This is a genomic window from Thiobacillus denitrificans DSM 12475, from assembly GCF_000376425.1.
In the GTDB taxonomy this organism is placed as follows: Bacteria; Pseudomonadota; Gammaproteobacteria; order Burkholderiales; family Thiobacillaceae; genus Thiobacillus; species Thiobacillus denitrificans.
The window spans coordinates 171,370-187,117 of the sequence record NZ_AQWL01000005.1 but is presented as its reverse complement, the minus strand read 5'-3'; the positions used below and the strand labels follow the sequence as shown (position 1 = coordinate 187,117).

General features: G+C 66.8%; 15 protein-coding genes. 9 read left to right on the top strand and 6 right to left on the bottom strand.

Annotation, left to right across the window (positions count from 1 at the left end; genetic code table 11):
• Nucleotides 1-192 precede the first annotated feature (192 nt).
• Nucleotides 193-540, bottom strand: a complete 348-nt coding sequence (locus tag B059_RS0109775) for a winged helix-turn-helix domain-containing protein (protein ID WP_018078069.1) — start codon at nucleotides 538-540, stop codon at nucleotides 193-195.
• Nucleotides 537-1,472 carry a LysR family transcriptional regulator gene (locus B059_RS0109770; RefSeq protein WP_026177424.1) on the bottom strand — a complete coding sequence of 312 codons (936 nt, stop codon included), beginning with the start codon at nucleotides 1,470-1,472 and terminating at the stop codon, nucleotides 537-539. Before B059_RS0109770 ends, B059_RS0109775 begins: the two co-directional genes overlap by 4 nt.
• 80 nt (nucleotides 1,473-1,552) lie before the next feature.
• Between B059_RS0109770 and metE the strand changes: the two genes are divergently transcribed.
• From metE to B059_RS0109750, 4 genes are all read left to right on the top strand, one after another.
• Nucleotides 1,553-3,835, top strand: coding sequence for a 5-methyltetrahydropteroyltriglutamate--homocysteine S-methyltransferase (gene metE / locus B059_RS0109765; protein ID WP_018078067.1), 2,283 nt, complete (start codon nucleotides 1,553-1,555; stop codon nucleotides 3,833-3,835).
• A 318-nt stretch (nucleotides 3,836-4,153) separates the two neighbouring features.
• Nucleotides 4,154-5,554, top strand: a complete 1,401-nt coding sequence (locus tag B059_RS0109760) for a TolC family protein (protein WP_245538771.1) — start codon at nucleotides 4,154-4,156, stop codon at nucleotides 5,552-5,554.
• Nucleotides 5,551-6,663, top strand: a complete 1,113-nt coding sequence (locus tag B059_RS0109755) for an efflux RND transporter periplasmic adaptor subunit (RefSeq protein ID WP_018078065.1) — start codon at nucleotides 5,551-5,553, stop codon at nucleotides 6,661-6,663. The genes B059_RS0109760 and B059_RS0109755 overlap by 4 nt, the downstream gene beginning before the upstream one ends.
• The gene (locus B059_RS0109750; RefSeq protein ID WP_018078064.1) at nucleotides 6,660-9,731 is read left to right on the top strand and encodes an efflux RND transporter permease subunit; all 3,072 of its coding nucleotides are present in this window, start codon (nucleotides 6,660-6,662) and stop codon (nucleotides 9,729-9,731) included. Before B059_RS0109755 ends, B059_RS0109750 begins: the two co-directional genes overlap by 4 nt.
• Here the strand turns inward: B059_RS0109750 and B059_RS0109745 are convergent, their stop codons facing one another.
• On the bottom strand, nucleotides 9,732-10,136 hold the full coding sequence (locus B059_RS0109745) for a YqaA family protein (protein WP_018078063.1): 405 nt from the start codon (nucleotides 10,134-10,136) through the stop codon (nucleotides 9,732-9,734).
• 244 nt (nucleotides 10,137-10,380) lie between these two features.
• Between B059_RS0109745 and B059_RS0109740 the strand changes: the two genes are divergently transcribed.
• Genes B059_RS0109740 through B059_RS0109730 form a run of 3 tightly spaced genes read left to right on the top strand, consistent with a single transcriptional unit; the run spans nucleotide 10,381 to nucleotide 12,265 of the window.
• The gene (locus tag B059_RS0109740; protein WP_018078062.1) at nucleotides 10,381-10,854 is read left to right on the top strand and encodes a rubrerythrin family protein; all 474 of its coding nucleotides are present in this window, start codon (nucleotides 10,381-10,383) and stop codon (nucleotides 10,852-10,854) included.
• Nucleotides 10,855-10,895: 41 nt separating this feature from the next.
• Nucleotides 10,896-11,069, top strand: a complete 174-nt coding sequence (locus B059_RS0109735; RefSeq protein WP_018078061.1) for a rubredoxin — start codon at nucleotides 10,896-10,898, stop codon at nucleotides 11,067-11,069.
• Between the two features lie 59 nt (nucleotides 11,070-11,128).
• Nucleotides 11,129-12,265 (top strand): FAD-dependent oxidoreductase, encoded by a 1,137-nt coding sequence (locus B059_RS0109730; RefSeq protein ID WP_018078060.1) that lies wholly within the window; start codon nucleotides 11,129-11,131, stop codon nucleotides 12,263-12,265.
• A 67-nt stretch (nucleotides 12,266-12,332) separates the two neighbouring features.
• On the opposite strand, the gene B059_RS18915 is transcribed toward B059_RS0109730, so the two are convergent.
• Nucleotides 12,333-12,692, bottom strand: a complete 360-nt coding sequence (locus B059_RS18915; protein ID WP_462724073.1) for a MerR family transcriptional regulator — start codon at nucleotides 12,690-12,692, stop codon at nucleotides 12,333-12,335.
• A gap of 123 nt (nucleotides 12,693-12,815) precedes the next feature.
• Here B059_RS18915 and B059_RS21440 point away from each other — a divergent pair, with 123 nt between their 5' ends.
• A complete protein-coding gene (locus tag B059_RS21440; RefSeq protein ID WP_081601605.1) occupies nucleotides 12,816-13,079 on the top strand; it encodes a GDCCVxC domain-containing (seleno)protein in 264 nt (87 codons plus the stop codon).
• Nucleotides 13,080-13,110: 31 nt separating this feature from the next.
• Nucleotides 13,111-13,464 (top strand): 6-carboxytetrahydropterin synthase QueD, encoded by a 354-nt coding sequence (gene queD, locus B059_RS0109720; protein ID WP_018078059.1) that lies wholly within the window; start codon nucleotides 13,111-13,113, stop codon nucleotides 13,462-13,464.
• Between the two features lie 64 nt (nucleotides 13,465-13,528).
• On the opposite strand, the gene B059_RS0109715 is transcribed toward queD, so the two are convergent.
• Together B059_RS0109715 and B059_RS0109710 are read right to left on the bottom strand one after the other, a co-directional pair.
• Nucleotides 13,529-14,932, bottom strand: a complete 1,404-nt coding sequence (locus B059_RS0109715; RefSeq protein WP_018078058.1) for a 4Fe-4S binding protein — start codon at nucleotides 14,930-14,932, stop codon at nucleotides 13,529-13,531.
• The gene (locus B059_RS0109710; RefSeq protein WP_018078057.1) at nucleotides 14,929-15,744 is read right to left on the bottom strand and encodes an FTR1 family iron permease; all 816 of its coding nucleotides are present in this window, start codon (nucleotides 15,742-15,744) and stop codon (nucleotides 14,929-14,931) included. Before B059_RS0109710 ends, B059_RS0109715 begins: the two co-directional genes overlap by 4 nt.
• Between the last annotated feature and the right edge of the window lie 4 nt (nucleotides 15,745-15,748).

Here is a 15,748-nt window from a genome sequence, read left to right as displayed (position 1 = left end):
AAAACGTACGTTTCGTTATATTCAGTGTGTCATATCGAATGGAAAGATAACAAGGGGTGTCCTGTCCGCGGGATTTCAGGTTCGTCATGCCCGGGGTGGCGGTGCTCGGCGTTCGCGTGCCGTCCATATCGCCGCCAGGGGCCCTGCTGCAGCTGAGCCTGCTGCGCGTCGGCCTGCGACACAGCGGAGGGCTCAGGCATCCGGCCGAAGATGCCGGGTGAGGGCGGTCATGTCCGTCTGGGTGGCCGTGCGGGCGCGGGCTTCGAGCTGGCGGTACAGGGCGATCACCTCGCCGGCCAGCGGGGTCAGATGTGCGCCGCCGCCGTGCGCGCCACCCTTGCTGGTTTCGACCAGCGGGCTAGCGAAGCAGCGGTTCATGGTGTCGACCAGATGCCAGGCGCGTTTGTAGCTCATGCCCATGGCGCGCCCGGCGGCGGCGATGGAGCCGGTGTCCTGGATGGTTTCGAGCAGCTGCACCTTGCCGGGACCGAGTGCGATGTCGTCGCCGAGGATGAGGCGGAAGACGAGACGTGGCTTCATGGTGCGATGATAGCCGGGCGGATGCCTGGCAGGCGGGCAAAACTGTCGTGCTTCACGGTTTCGATGAAATCGGCGACATAGGCGCGTGCAGCGTCGGCTGCGCGCACCGCGGCGTAAAGCTCGGCCCACAAGCCGTGTTTGCCGATGCGGCGCGCGGCGACGTAGCCGCGCTCGAGATAGGGCGCGACCGCCCAGGCGGGCAGCGCGGCCAGTCCGCGGCGGCTGGCGACCAGTTGCAATATCGCCACCGTCAGCTGCGCCTCGCGCCGTGGTGGCTTGATCCCGGCGGGGGCGAGCACGCGGCGGATCAGGTCGAGCCGGTCTTCCGGCACCGGATAGGTGATCAGGGTGTGGCCGGCGAAGTCGCCCGGGAGCAGCCATTTCCTGGTGGCCAGCGGATGGGCCGGCGGCAGCAGCGCCAGCATCTCGAAGCCGAACAGCGGCGCATGGAAAATACCCGGGCGCGGCGTGGCTTCGGAGGTGATGACGAGGTCGGCACGGCCGTCCAGCAGCAGCCCCACCGGGTCGGCCTGAAAGCCGCCCAGGAGGTCGAGTTCCACCCCCGGCCAGACGTCGCGGTAACGGTCCATCGCCGGCATCAGCCAGTCGTAGCAGGTATGGCATTCCACCGCGATGCGCAGTTCGCCGGCGTCGCCGTCTTTCAGCTTGGCGAGGTCGCGCAGCGCTGCGTCCGTCTGCGGCAGCACGGCATGCGCCAGTGCCAGCAGACGCCGCCCGGCGGCGGTGAGCTGCAGCGGTCGCATGGCACGTTCGACCAGCGGCAGTCCCAGCGCATCTTCCAGCGCTTTCAGCTGGTGCGACACCGCCGATTGCGTGAGATAGAGGCGCTCGGCGGCGGCAGTCAGCCCGCCGGCTTCCGCCACTGCCTGCAGCAGCCGCAGGTGGCGCAGTTCAATATGATATTTGTTCATGAATACAATGAAAAACATTCGTTTGTCTCATGTTATCCGCGCCGGCATCATGGCGTCCAGCATTCATTGGGAGAACACACATGGCACTGGCACACGTACTGGGGGTTCCGCGCATCGGTGCAAACCGGGAACTGAAATTTTCACAGGAAGCCTTCTGGCGCGGTGAAATCGACGCAGCTGCGCTCAAAGCGGTGGGCAGCGGGATCCGCCAGGCCAACTGGCAGCGGCAGCATGCGGCTGGGCTGGATTTCGTCACGGTGGGGGATTTTGCGTTTTACGACCAGATGCTGAACCACGTCGCCCTGCTGGGCTGCGCGCCGGCGCGCTTCGGTTTCGGCGAGACGCTCGAACTGGCGCAATATTTCCAGCTGGCGCGCGGCAATGCCGCCTGCCATGCGATGGAGATGACCAAGTGGTTCGACACCAACTACCACTACCTGGTGCCCGAGCTCAAACCGGACTCCCGATTCTCGCTGGGCGCCCAGTGGCTGTTCGACGAAGTGGCGGAAGCGCAGACCGCCGGGTTCAACGTCAAGCCCGTGCTGATCGGGCCGCTCAGTTTCCTGTGGCTGGCCAAGGAAAAGGCCGCCGGCTTCGATCGCCTCGACCTGCTCGACCGGTTGTTGCCAGTCTATGCGCAGATTCTGGCGCGGTTGAAGACACAAGGGGTGGAATGGGTGCAGATCGACGAGCCGATTCTGAGCCTGGATTTGCCGTCCGGCTGGCGCGCCGCGTTCGAGCGCGCTTACCACCATCTGAACGCGGCGGGCGTGAAGCTACTGCTCGCCAGCTATTTCGGGCCGCTGCGCGAGAACCTGCTGACGGCGCTGAAACTGCCGGTGGCGGGGGTGCACGTTGATTGCGTGCGCGGCGGCGACGAACTGGCCCAGGTGATCGACTGGCTGCCCGCCACCAAGGTGCTGTCGGCGGGCGTGATCGACGGCCGCAATATCTGGAAGAGCGATCTGAATGCCGTGTTCGAGCGCCTTGAAGGCCTGCATCTGCGGCTCGCCGACCGGCTCTGGCTTGCCCCCTCATGCTCGCTGCTGCACGTGCCGGCGAGCCTGGCAGGGGAAGCCGGGCTGGATGCGGAACTGAAGAGCTGGCTGGCATTCGCCGATGAAAAAATCGCCGCGCTGGCCACGCTTAAAACCGGATTCAACGAGGGCCGTCCGGCGGTGGCCGCGGCGCTGTCCGACAATGCCCGGGCGCTGGCTTCGCGCCATGCCTCGCAGCGGGTGCACGATGAAGCGGTGGCGGCGCGGCTGGCGGCGCTGACGTCCCTGCACGACGCGCGCAACAAGCCGTTCACGGCGCGCCAGGCGCTGCAGCGCGAGCGTTTCAGGCTGCCACTCTTTCCCACCACGACCATCGGCTCGTTCCCGCAGACGGCGGCGATCCGCAGCGCCCGCGCGCGCTTCAAGAAGGGCGAAATTGGCGCCGCCGGCTACGCGGCCGCGATGCAGCGCGAGATCCGCCACGCCGTCGAAAAGCAGGAGGCCCTGGGGCTCGACGTCCTGGTGCACGGCGAAGCCGAGCGCAACGACATGGTCGAATATTTCGGCGAACAGCTGACCGGCTTTGCATTTTCGCAGAACGGCTGGGTGCAGTCCTACGGCAGCCGCTGCGTGAAACCGCCGATCGTCTACGGCGACGTGTCGCGTCCGCAGCCGATGACGGTGGACTGGGCGCGCTATGCCCAGTCGCTTACCGGGAAACCGATGAAGGGCATGCTGACCGGCCCGGTGACGATGCTGCAATGGTCGTTCGTGCGCGACGACCAGCCGCGCGCGGCCACCGCTCTGCAGATTGCGCTGGCGATCCGCGACGAGGCGGTCGATCTCGAGGCGGCCGGCATCGGCATCATCCAGATCGACGAGCCCGCCTACCGCGAAGGCCTGCCGCTTCGGCGCGCCGACTGGCCGCCCTATCTCGAGTGGGCGAGTCGCGCATTCCGCATCAGCGCATCCGGGGTGAACGACGCCACCCAGATCCACACCCACATGTGCTATTCGGAGTTCAATGACATCCTGCCGGCGATTGCGGCGATGGATGCGGACGTCATCACCATCGAAACCAGCCGTTCGGACATGGAACTGTTGCGCGGCTTCGGCGATTTCGACTATCCCAACGAAATCGGCCCCGGCGTCTACGACATTCACAGCCCGCGCATTCCCGATGCTGAGGAAATGGTCCGACTGCTGGAGAAGGCCGCGCAGGTGATCGCGCCCGAGAAGCTCTGGGTCAACCCCGACTGCGGCCTGAAAACGCGCGGCTGGGCCGAAACCGAGGCGGCGCTTTCGCAGATGGTGGCGGCGGCCCGAAGCTTGCGGCAGGCGTGCCAGAGGGCGGTGGCGCGATAAAAAGCCCCCGGGCTTGCGCCTGCGGGGCTGCTCCAGCAGCCACCGGACGGCTCATTCAGACCTTGCGTGGCCTTTGTCGGGGCCACGGCGAGTTGCGCTTCCCTTGATCGTCGAATAAAGGTGTACCGGCACTGGTCTGATGCGGCACGCTGGTGCCTGGAGCGCTCGATCCGTCGCCTGAAACCTGCGCCCGCTCGATGCAGCCTCCGGGCATCCTGTTGAACCGGTGTGTCATGCCTGTTTCTCCGGCCCGCGCGGCGCGGAACTTGTGTCACCCTTTCGCAGTCCGGGTCGAGACTCGTTTAGAATCGTGCCACCTTGAAACCCGTTGCGTATTGCCTCTTGCTGTGCGCGTCGCTTGCGCTGCTGCCGTCGTGGGGCCATGCCGCCGAACTCGATTTGCCCGCGCGCGCCGGCGCCTTCTGGCGGCAGCCCGGCGCGCTGCCCGCTCCGGTTCCGGCCGCGCAAACCGATACCGTGCGCTTTGCCAGCCTGGCCGCGCTGACCGAGTATGCGCTGCGTGAGCGCACGGAGTCGCGCGCCGCCTGGTTCGGCATCCAGGCCGAAGCGGCGCGGCTGGATGCCGCCGCGGCCGCCAACTGGCCTGCGCTCACCGGCCAATTCAATTTCACCCAGAGCCGCGCGCTGTCCAGTTCGGGGGCGTCGGTGCCCACGCTCCATCGCTACGGCCCCAGCCTCAGTCTGGCTTACGTGCTGTATGACTTTGGCGCGCGCGCCGCCGGCATCGACGCCCAGCGTTACCAGCTCATCGCCAGCCTGCTGAACAGCAACCGCACCTTGCAGGACACCGTCGCCGAGGTCGAGGCCGCCTATTTTGCGGTGCTTGCCGCGCGCGCGCAGGAGGCCGCACAGGCACAGCAGGAGGCCGCCCTGCGCGCCAGTCTCGATGCGGTCGAGATCAGATTGCGCGGCGGCCTGGCGGCACGTGCCGACCAGTTGCGTGCGCGTGCCGCCCTGAGCGAGGCGCAACTCGCGCGCCAGACGGCCGAGCGCGATCACGCCAAGGCCATGGCCGTATTGAAGCAGGCCGCCGGCATTGCGCAGACGCAAACGCTGGAACTGGACTGGGAAACCGCGCTGCCCGATACGCTGGCCGCCGGCATCCTGCTGGCCGATCTGCTGCACGAGGCGCAGCGCAATCGCCCCGATCTGCAAGCTCTGCAGGCCGCCGCGGCCAGTGCGCGTGCCGAGGCCGAACGTGCGCGCGCGGCGCGCTGGCCGAGCCTGTCGCTGGCCGCCAGCAGCGGGCGCACCTTTTTCCTCGAAGACGAGCGGACGCCGTCGACCACCTATAGCGTCGGCCTGAATCTGTCCGTGCCCCTGTTCGACGGCGGACGGCTGGCGGCGCAGGCGCGTGCCGCCGAGCGCGATGCCGAGCGGCTGCAGGCCGAGGCCGACGGCCAGCGCAATCAGGTGGCGCTGAGCGTGACCGAGGCGTACCACGATGTGCGTCACGCGCAGGGCCGGCGCGACGGCGTGGCGGTGCAGTTCGACAGCGCCAGCGAATCGGCGCGTGCCGCCGAGGCGCGCTACAGCGCCGGGGTCGGCAGCCTGCTCGAACTGCTGACCGCGCAGGCCGACCTGGCGCGCGCCCGGCAAGGTGCCGCCCAGGCCGACGCCGACTGGCTGGCGGCCTTTTCCCGTTTGAACCATGCCCTGGGCCGCCTGCCCGGCGCCTCTACTGCGAACCCGCCATGAAGCTCCGTATTCTTGTCATCCTTGTCGTGCTGGCGCTGATTGCGGGCGTGGCGTACCGCATCCAGAACCAGGCGGGCAGCGACCGCCAGGCCGGCGGGGATCGCGCGCTCAGCGTGAAAACCGTGCCGGTGGCGGTGCGCGATTTCCCCCGCGTGATCGACCTGCCCGGCACGCTGGAAGCTGCCCATCAGGTGGCCATCGTTGCCCAGGCCAGCGGCAGTGTGCTGCGGCAGCATGTACAGGAAGGCGACAGCGTGCGTGCCGGACAGGTTCTGTTCAGCCTGGATGCGCGGCCGGCGCAGGCGCGCATTGCGCAGAGCCAGGCGACGCTGACGGGGGCGCGCGCCGAAACCGCCGAGGCGGAAAAAAAGCGCGAGCGCTTGAGCCCCTTGCTGCAGTCGGGCTACATCAGCCGCCAGGAGTTCGACGATGCGCAGCTGGCGCTGGACGCCGCCCGCGCCCGCGCCGGCAGCGCCCGCGCCGAACTGGAATCGGCGCGGCTGGACGTCGCATATGCGCAGATCCGCGCGCCGATTGCCGGGCGTGTCGGCCGCATCATGGTGCGGCCGGGCAGCCTGGTGCAGGCGGGGGGCGAGCCGCTCACCACACTTCTGGCCCCGGGAATGCTCGACGTGCGTGCCAGCGTCGCGCAGCAGGACTGGCCCGAACTGGCGGCGGCGCGCGCGCAGGGCAAGGTGATGGCCAGGATCGCGCTCGCCGCGGACGCGTCGGTGCAGGCGCAGGGCGAGCTCGTCTTCGTCGATGCACAGGTCGACGCCGCCACCGGTGCAGTGCCAGTCAAGGTGCGGCTGGCCACGACGCCGCCCGCGCTGCTGTCGGGGCAGGGAGTGCGGGTGCGCCTGCTGCTGGGTGTTGAGCCGAACGCCAAGGTGGTGCCGGAGGCGGCGCTGCAGCATGCGCAGGAAGGCAGCTATGTCTATGTGGTGCGCGGCGGCAAGGCGGTGGTGCAGCCGGTGAAGCTGATCCGCAGCCTGGATGGCGAACATGTGGTGGCGGGCGAACTCGCCGCCGGCGAGCCGGTGCTGACCGAGATTCCGCAGCGGCTCAAGGCGGGCGGCATGGTCAGGCTCGAAGGCGCCGGCGGATGAACCTGTCGCGGCTGTTCATCGAACGTCCGGTCGCCACCCTGATGCTGGTGCTGGCGCTGGCGCTGTTCGGCGCGCTTGCCTACAGGATGCTGCCGGTGAACGACCTGCCGCAGGTCGACTTTCCGACGTTGCGCATCACGGCGTCGCTGCCGGGTGCCAATCCGGAGACCATGGCCAACACCGTCGCGATGCCGCTGGAGCGGCAACTGGCAACGGTGGCGGGAATCGAATCGATGAGCTCGCAGTCGAGCCAGGGGTCGACCAGAATCACCCTGCAGTTCGAACTCAATCGCGACATCGACGCCGCCGCGCAGGACGTGCAGACCGCGATCGCGCAGGCGGCACGCAATCTGCCGCAGGGCATGGATCCGCCGCAGCTGCGCAAGATCAACCCGGCCGATTCGCCGATTCTGTATCTGGCGCTGTCGGCCGAACGGCTGCCGCTGACCGAGCTCGATGCCATCGCCGATTCGCGGGTGGCGCAGCGCTTGTCCAGTCTGAGCGGCGTGGCGCAGGTGCTGGTATTCGGTTCGCAGAAATACGCGCTATGGCTGTATCTCGATCCCGCCAAGCTGCTGCAGCGCGGTCTGACATTTGCCGATGTTATCGCCGCCGTGCAGGGCGCCAATGCCAACCTGCCGTCCGGCACCCTCGATGGCGCCACCCGCGCCTACACGGTGAAGGCACCGGTGGCGCTTGCCAATGCGGCGGACTTCGGGGACATCGTGGTGGCCTATCACGACGGCACCGCGCTGCGGGTGAAAGACCTTGGGCGCGCGGTCGACAGCGTGGAAAACGACAAGGCGCGCACCTGGTACAACGGCACCCGCGCCATCGTGCTGGCGGTACAGCGCCAGCCGGGGGCGAACACGGTCGAGGTCGCCGACCGCATCCGCGCGATGCTGCCGCAGATCGAGGCCGAGTTGCCCGACGGCGTGCGCCTGCAGGTGCATTTCGACCGCTCGCGCTTCGTCAACGACTCGCTGCACGAGGTCAACTTCACCCTGATTCTCGCGCTGGTGCTGGTGATCCTGGTCATCTTCGCCTTCCTGCACAATCTGCGCGCCACCCTGATCGCCGCGCTGGTGCTGCCGAGTTCGCTGCTCGGTACCTTCGCTTTCATGCATCTGCTTGGCTACAGCCTCAACAACCTCTCCCTGATGGCGATCACGCTGGCGATCGGTTTCGTGGTCGACGACGCGGTGGTGGTGATCGAGAATATCGCGCGCCATCTGGAGATGGGGAAATCGCGCATGCAGGCCGCGCTCGACGGCGCGCAGGAGATCGGCTTCACCGTGCTGTCGATGACGATCTCGCTCGCCGCGGTGTTCCTGCCGATCCTGTTCATGGGCGGCATGATCGGCCGGCTGTTCCAGGAATTCGCGGTCAGCATCGGCGTCGCCGTGCTGCTGTCCGGCGTGGTGGCGCTGACGCTCACACCGATGCTGTGCGCGCGCGGGCTGGTGCACGCGCCGCTCAGCAATCCGTTGTCGCGCATGTTCGATGCCGGCTTCAACCGCTTCCGCGATTTTTACGGCGCCACCCTGCGCGCCAGCATGCGCCATCGCGGCGCGATGCTGCTGTTGTCGCTGGCGGTGCTGGGCGCGATGCTGTGGCTGGCCGGGCAGGTCAAGCAGGGTTTCATTCCACGGGTCGACTCGGGAATGATTTTCGCCAGCATCCAGTACCCCGAGGGCATCCCGTTCGAGGAGCTGAGCGCACGCCAGCAGGCCATCGCCGCCATCGTGCAGCAGCACCCGGCGGTCGAAGGCATGATGTCCTCGGCCGGGCAGGCCGGCGGCGGCGTGACCGGCGGCAACGTCGGACGGCTGGTGATCCGGCTGACGCCGCGCGGCGGCCGTGCCGGCGCGGATCAGGTGATCGAGGAACTGCGCGCGCAGACCCGCAAGGTGAGCGGCGTCAACGTCACGCTGCAAAACCCGGCCTCGATCAACGTCGGCGCGCTGGCGTCGAGCAGCGATTATCAGCTGACCCTGACCTCGGGCGATTTCGAGGCGCTGAAAACCGCCTCCGCCGCGGTCGAAAAGCGGCTGGATGCGCTGCCGCAGATCGAGGATGTCAACAGCGATCTGGAGCTGCGCAACCCGGAGCTGCGCGTCAGCCTCGATCAGATCGAGGCCGCGCGCCTCGGCGTGACCACGCAACAGGTCCAGCAAACCCTGTACGACGCACTGGGGGGGCGTCGCATCAGCGAAATCTACGGCACCAGCGACCAGTACGTGGTGAGCGTCAAGGCGCTGCCGGAAGCCCAGCTGAATCCGGCGATCATCGGCCAGCTGCCGCTGAAAACCGCGGCAGGCACGCTCACCCGGCTCGATGCGGTGGCGCGGGTGGAAGCCGGGGTCGGGCCGATCGCAGTACATCACTACGGCCAGCAGCCCGCGGTCACGCTGTCGTTCAACCTCGCGCCGGGCGTCTCGCTGGACGCTGCGCTGGCGGCCGCATACGAGGCGGCAAGGGACGCCGTGCCGGCCGAGGTGGCGCTGGAATTCACCGGTGCCGCGCAGAAATTCCAGGAATCGACGGTGCAGCTGCCGCTGCTGCTGCTGTTCACCGTCGTCGTCATCTACATGGTGCTGGCGGTACTGTATGAACACCTCGGGCATCCGCTTACCATCCTCACCGCGCTGCCGCTCGCCGGTTTCGGTGCGCTCCTGGTGCTGCTGCTGATGGACGAGGAACTCAACATCTTCAGCTTCGTCGGCATCATCCTGCTGGTCGGCCTGGTGAAGAAGAACGGCATCATGATGATCGACTTCGCGCTGATGCGTCAGCGTGCCGGCATGAGTGCGGAAGATGCCATCGTCGAGGCCTGCCTGGTACGTTTGCGGCCGATCATGATGACCACCTTCGCCGCCATCTTCGCCACGCTGCCGATCGCGATCGGTTTCGGCGCCGGCGGCGAGGCGCGCCGCCCGCTCGGCATCGCGGTGGTCGGCGGACTGGTGTTCTCGCAGTTCCTCACGCTCTACATCACCCCCACCTTCTACGTCAGCATGGCGCGGCTGCAGGCGGCCTTGACCCGCTGGCGCGCCCGCTTCGCCTGATCACATCAACCAGGCCAGCGCGGCATAGCGCGTCAGCTTGCCCAGCGCCATCAGCAACAGAAAACTGCCCACCCCGACACGCAATATCCCGGCGACCAGGCACAGCGGGTCGCCGATCAGAGGCAGCCACGCCAGCAGCAGGCTGGGCCGGCCGTAGCGAAGGAACCAGCGTTCGGCCCGGGCCATGCGGCGTACGGTTTTTTCGCTGCCGTGCGGCACGATGCGCCGGCCAAAACGTCCCATGCCGTAGGTAACGAGGCTGCCGAGCACATTGCCGGCAGTGGCGGCCGCCACGCTGGCAAGCGGGTCGGCTCCCTGGTGCAGGCGATACAGCAGCAGCGCTTCGGAACCCCCGGGGAACAGGGTGGACGACAGCAGCGCCGAACCGAACAGCGTCCAGTCCATCAGCGGCCGACCGCCTGACGCGCAGGTGCGGCAGTGGATTGGATCGGGAGCGGCGGATGATGCATGGCGGGTTACGCTGAATGGCGGAGCGACAAGTGTGGCACAGCCGATGCATGGAAAGATAACAACGATTGATGTTTTCAATCGTTGTTATCCAGATTATCCGTTGGATCGATTTATCGATAACCCCTAACATCGTTCCTGTCTTGATTGACAACGCAAATCAACCAAACAGGAGCGCATCATGCAGAACACGAAGTCCCCGACCATCCAGAACCTCGAAGCCGCCTTCGCCGGCGAGTCGATGGCCCACATCAAGTACCTGTGGTTCGCGCGCCAGTGCCGCAAGGCCGGCGACGAAGCGACCGCCAGAGTGTTCGAGGACACCGCCGCGCAGGAAATGCTGCACGCTTTCGGCCACGCCGAGCTGCTGTTCGCCGACGAGACGATGACCCCGGCCAAGTGCCTGCAGTACGCGATCGAGGGCGAGACCTACGAATACGCCGAGATGTACCCGAAGTTCCGCCACGAGGCGATGGTCGAGGGCAATACCGCTGCGGTGGCCGAGATGGACGAGCAGATCGTCGAGTCGAAAGAGCATGCCGAGATGTTCAAGCGCGTACTGGACAAGGCCGCCAAGCGTTTCGCCGCGCTGGCCAGGGTGGAAGAGAAGCACGCGAAGCACTACCAGGCGCAAAAGGACGCGATCACGGCCTGAGTGGATGACTGAAGACTATTTATAAATTGAAAGGACACATCATGAAAACCTGGCAATGCATTGTTTGCGGTTATGTTTACGAGGAATCCAATGGCGATCCGGAGCACGGCATCGCTCCCGGCACGCGCTGGGAGGATGTACCCGAGGACTGGGAATGTCCGGACTGCGGGGTCGCCAAGGCCGATTTCGAGATGATCGAAGTCGCCGTCGCCTGAGCATCGCCACCCTCTCAGGGGCCGCACTGGATGCGGCCCCGTTATCCCAGGAGAATCCCATGCCCCCTATTGTTATCGCCGGTTCCGGCCTGGCCGGCTACACCCTGCTGAAGGAAATCCGCAAACGCGATGCGACCGTGCCGGTCACCCTCGTCACGGCGGACGACGGCACCTTCTATGCCAAGCCCAACCTGTCGAATGCGCTCGCCGCGGGCAGGACGGCGGCGGCGCTGGCCGGCGCCAGCGCGCAGGAAATGGCGGCCGGGCAGAACGCGACGGTGCTGCCGTACACCCGCATCACGGCAATCGACACGCAAAGGCAGCGCATCCACAGTGACGGCGGCGAACTGGAATATCGCCAGCTGGTTCTTGCCCTCGGTGCCGACCCGATTCCGCACGGGCTTGCCGGCAGCGGCGCGGCGGACGTGCTGACGGTGAACGACCTCGCCGATTATGCGGCTTTTCGCGGCGCCATCGATGGCAAGAAGCGCATCACCGTTTTGGGCGGCGGCCTGATCGGCTGCGAGTTCGCCAACGATCTGGCCCATGCCGGCTTTGCGGTCGACGTGGTGCATCTGGGCGGCTGGCCGCTGGAGCGCCTGCTGCCGGTTGAAGCCGGCCAACGGCTGGCCGACAGCCTGACCGTGCTGGGGGTGCGCTGGCATTTCGGGCGCACCGGGAAAAGCGTCGATGCGGTCGCGGACGGCTATCGGGTCGTGCTCGACAACGGTGAAGTCATCGAAGCCGATGTCGTGCTGTCGGCGATCGGCCTGCGGCCGCGCATCCGGCTGGCGCAGGCGGCAGGCATTCCGGTGGGGCGCGGCATCCAGACCGATCGCCTGTTGCAAACCGGTGCGGCCAACGTGTACGCAATGGGCGACTGCGCCGACATCGAAGGGCTCAATCTGCCCTATGTGCAGCCGCTGATGATGCAGGCGCGTGCGCTCGCCGCCACGCTGACGGGTACCCCGACCCCGGTGGTGTACCCGGCGATGCCGGTGATGGTGAAAACCCCGGTGCATCCGGTCGCCGTGCTGCCCCCCAGGATCGACGCGCCAGGCGGTTGGAAGGTCGAATGCAGCGACACGGGCGTGTGCGCACTGCACACGGACGCCACCGGCCGCCTGCAGGGCTTCGTGCTCACCGGCAGCGAAACCGGCCGCCGCAATGCGCTGGTGAAAGAACTGGCAGTCTGAGTGTGCCCGGCCGGCTACGCCTGCTCAGGCGCAGCCGGTGGTTGCAGTGCGGCGATCAGGGGGCAGCTCAGCTTGCCCCGCCGCGTGGCGCAGCGGTCGACGAGCTGTGCCAGTTCGGACTCGATACGCTGCAGGTCGCCCAGCCGCCTGCGGACATCGGCGAGCTTGCGCTCGGCGATGTCCGGGCTTCCGAACACCGCGTGCCGTCGTCCAGTTGCAATAATTGCGCAACCTCGTCCAGCGTGAATCCGATGCGCTGCGCCGCCTTGATGAACAGCACGCGCGCCACGTCCGCCCGGTCGTAGCGACGGATGCCGCGCGGCGGTTTATCCGGCTCGGCCAGGAGGCCGCGGCGCTGATAGAAACGGATGGTCTCGACATTGACGCCCGCCGCCAGCGCCAGTTTTGAAATGGGTAGGAGCTGCATCTTGACTCCGTACATGGGTACGGACTTTATCCTACGTCCAGCCGGTTTTTTGGCAAAGAAAGGCACGCGGGCATCCCCGCCACGCCAGCCCGCACAGCGATGGTCCTCTGAAAGGGGCGCTCGATGCATGACGTGATTCTTGAATCCAGCCTGACGTGCCCCGCATGCGGCCATGTCAAAACCGAGACCATGGCCACCGACGCCTGCCAGTGGTTCTATGAATGCGCGGCGTGTCACACGATATTGAAACCGAAGCCGGGAGACTGCTGCGTCTTCTGCTCGTACGGCAGCGTGCCCTGTCCGCCCATCCAGGCGCAGCGCGGGCAGACTGCAACTGGCCCTGTGCGAAGCGATCCGCCGGGGGAGCCGCCCGCAGGGACAGCGTAGCCAGTACGGGTCACATGGGCGAAAATGCCGCATGGACATTTTCCGCATCTTTCATCTGCAATGCGCGCGCCGTCTTCCCGCGCTGCCCGGGTCCCACCCCTGTTCCCGCTTGCACGGGCATTCGTTCAAGGTCGAACTCGTCGTCACCGGAGACCTTGATCCCGTGCTCGGCTGGGTGCTCGATTTCGCCGATGTCGAGGCGGCCTGGCAGCCCATCCACGCTGCGCTGGATCATCGTTGCCTCAACGACATCGACGGGCTGGACAATCCCACCAGCGAAAATCTGGCGGTGTGGCTGTGGCGCGAGCTCAAGCCGGCGCTGTCCGGCCTGAGTGCCGTCACGGTCATGGAAGCCCATGATTCGGGCTGTACCTATCGCGGCTAGCCGGATTCACGGCTGGCGGACCTCACGCGTCTGGCGGCCATTGTGCAGGCCGCCCACGGCTTGGCTACCACACGAAAAACTGCGTACCCCAGGCGGCAAGCGGAACGGCCGTCGCCGCCAATATCCCCAATGCGGCCGCGGCGCGGTTACGCCCGGCCAGACGCCATGCAAGCGTCGTGCTCCAGAGGGCGGCGAGCGCCAGCAGCGCGATGCGTGCATCGTTGGCCCACGGCAGGACGAGCCTTTCGCCCGCCAGCTGGGAAGTCGTAAGCAGGCTCAGGCCGACGAAAACGCTGATTCCGGCGAAAGGAATGAGGGTCTGGGACAGACGCCGCCAGGGCAGCCCGGTCAGCATGCCGGCCAGCCGCAGCCAGCCCCATATCCACCCGCCGACGACGAGCGTTTCGGCGGCGATGTAGGCGAGCAGCAATCCGCCGTCCAGCCAGGTGAAGACGTCGTTCACCTCCGGATAATACGTAAACAGCCACCAGTGACCTGTCTCGTTGAGCGGCCACCAGATATCGCGGTCCACCAGCCATCCTGCCGCAGCCTGTTTCGCGGCCACGAGCCAGGGCGAGGCGCTCCATTGGAACGCCCCGAGCGCCACGCCCAGCATGCCGAAGACCAGCAGGCGGGCAGGCCAGGCGTTCGTTTCTTCGGCCGCGTTTTCAGGCGCGCCAGACGGGCGGAGTATCTCGGCATCGGGTGAACGCAGGGCGAGCTGCACGGCGTTCCGTTCTCCGGCGCAGCGTCCGCAGGCGTGGCAGGCCGAGGCGCTCTCCATGCGCCGGATGTTGATCAGGGGGGCGCAGTTGATGCCGTGCTCCCGGCTGGTGCGATGTCCGGCGGGCGCCGCGTCCCAGGCGGATCGGTCGACCCTGAAATGCACGGGAGCGACCTTGGCGAGGAGGCCGAACACGCCGGAGACCGGGCACAGATGCTTGCACCAGACCCGTTTTTCGCGTCCCCAGACCAGCCCCACGGCAATCGCCGCGACGGTCGATCCGCCGAGGATGAGCAAGGCAGGTTTCGGGTAGTCGTACACGCTGGTCATCTGCCCGAACACGGTGGTCATGACGAAGGCCACGAACGGCCATCCCCCCCACGTCATCCAGCGCGGAATGCCGCGCCCCAGGCCGAATCGCGAAACCCATTCGGTGAGCGCGCCTTCCGGGCACAATACGCCGCACCACACCCGACCCAGTACCATGATGGAAAGGATGACGAAGGGCCACCAGATGCCCCAGAACGCGAACTGGGCAAAACGGGTGAGGTTGCTCCATAGGTGTGCCTGGTCGGGCGGAAGGGGCAGAAAGGCCGGCACCGCCACCAGCACGAGGTAGCTCGCCACGACCAGCCATTGTGCGGCGATGATGGCGTTGCGATGGCGTCGCATGGCGAGCCCCAGGCGGGCGAGCCGGCTGGTGTCGGGAGGTGACGCCGTGATCTGCCCTGTCGCGGTATTCATCCCTTGCGCCTCATGGGTTTCAGTTTGAGCAGCACGCCAAGGGCAAGCGTCCAGTAGACCGCGAGCAGCGTGTAGGCCATGCCCGATGGCGCCGCCCGATAACCGGTGAAGGCGGCGACGAGCCCGCCCGTCCGCGTGCTGTCGTCGAGCAGGAATCCCATGTTCCACAACGGGTCCGCCAGCGGCGGCAGCGCTTCCAGGCCGACGAGTTTTTCCGCACCGTCCACCAGCAGTGCCCCGCCCAGCAGCAGGAGCATCACTTCCGTGACACGGAAAAAGGCGCGCCATGAAACAAACCGGGTGCCGCGGGAAAGCAGCCAGTAGGCGGCCAGCGCGAGCAGGAAACCGGCCGCGCTGCCGAGGGCGATATCGCCATTCGCGCTGCCCTTGACCGAGCCGTAGAGGAACACCACCGTCTCGGCGCCTTCCCGTCCCACCGCCACTGCCGCCAGGACTGCAATGGCCAGCCAGTTTGCCCGATCGGCGGCGCTCGCCATGCCGGCTTCCAGTTCCTTTTTAAGACCGGCACCGTGGCGGCGCATCCACCAGACCATCTGAAAAATCAGCGCGCAGGCCGCCAGCGGCATGATGGCCTGGAACCATTCCAGCGCACTCGCCGAAACCCATGTCTGGACATTCATGATCGTCACGGCGAGGAACACGGCCAGCCCGAGGCCTGCCGCGATCCCGCCCCAAAGCCAGGGGAAGCCGGCGCGGGCGTCGGGGCGGGCACTGAGCCAGCCGTGCAGAATGCCGATCACCAGCATCGCTTCGATGGTTTCCCGCCAGACAATGAAGAGCGCGTTGCCCATGTGT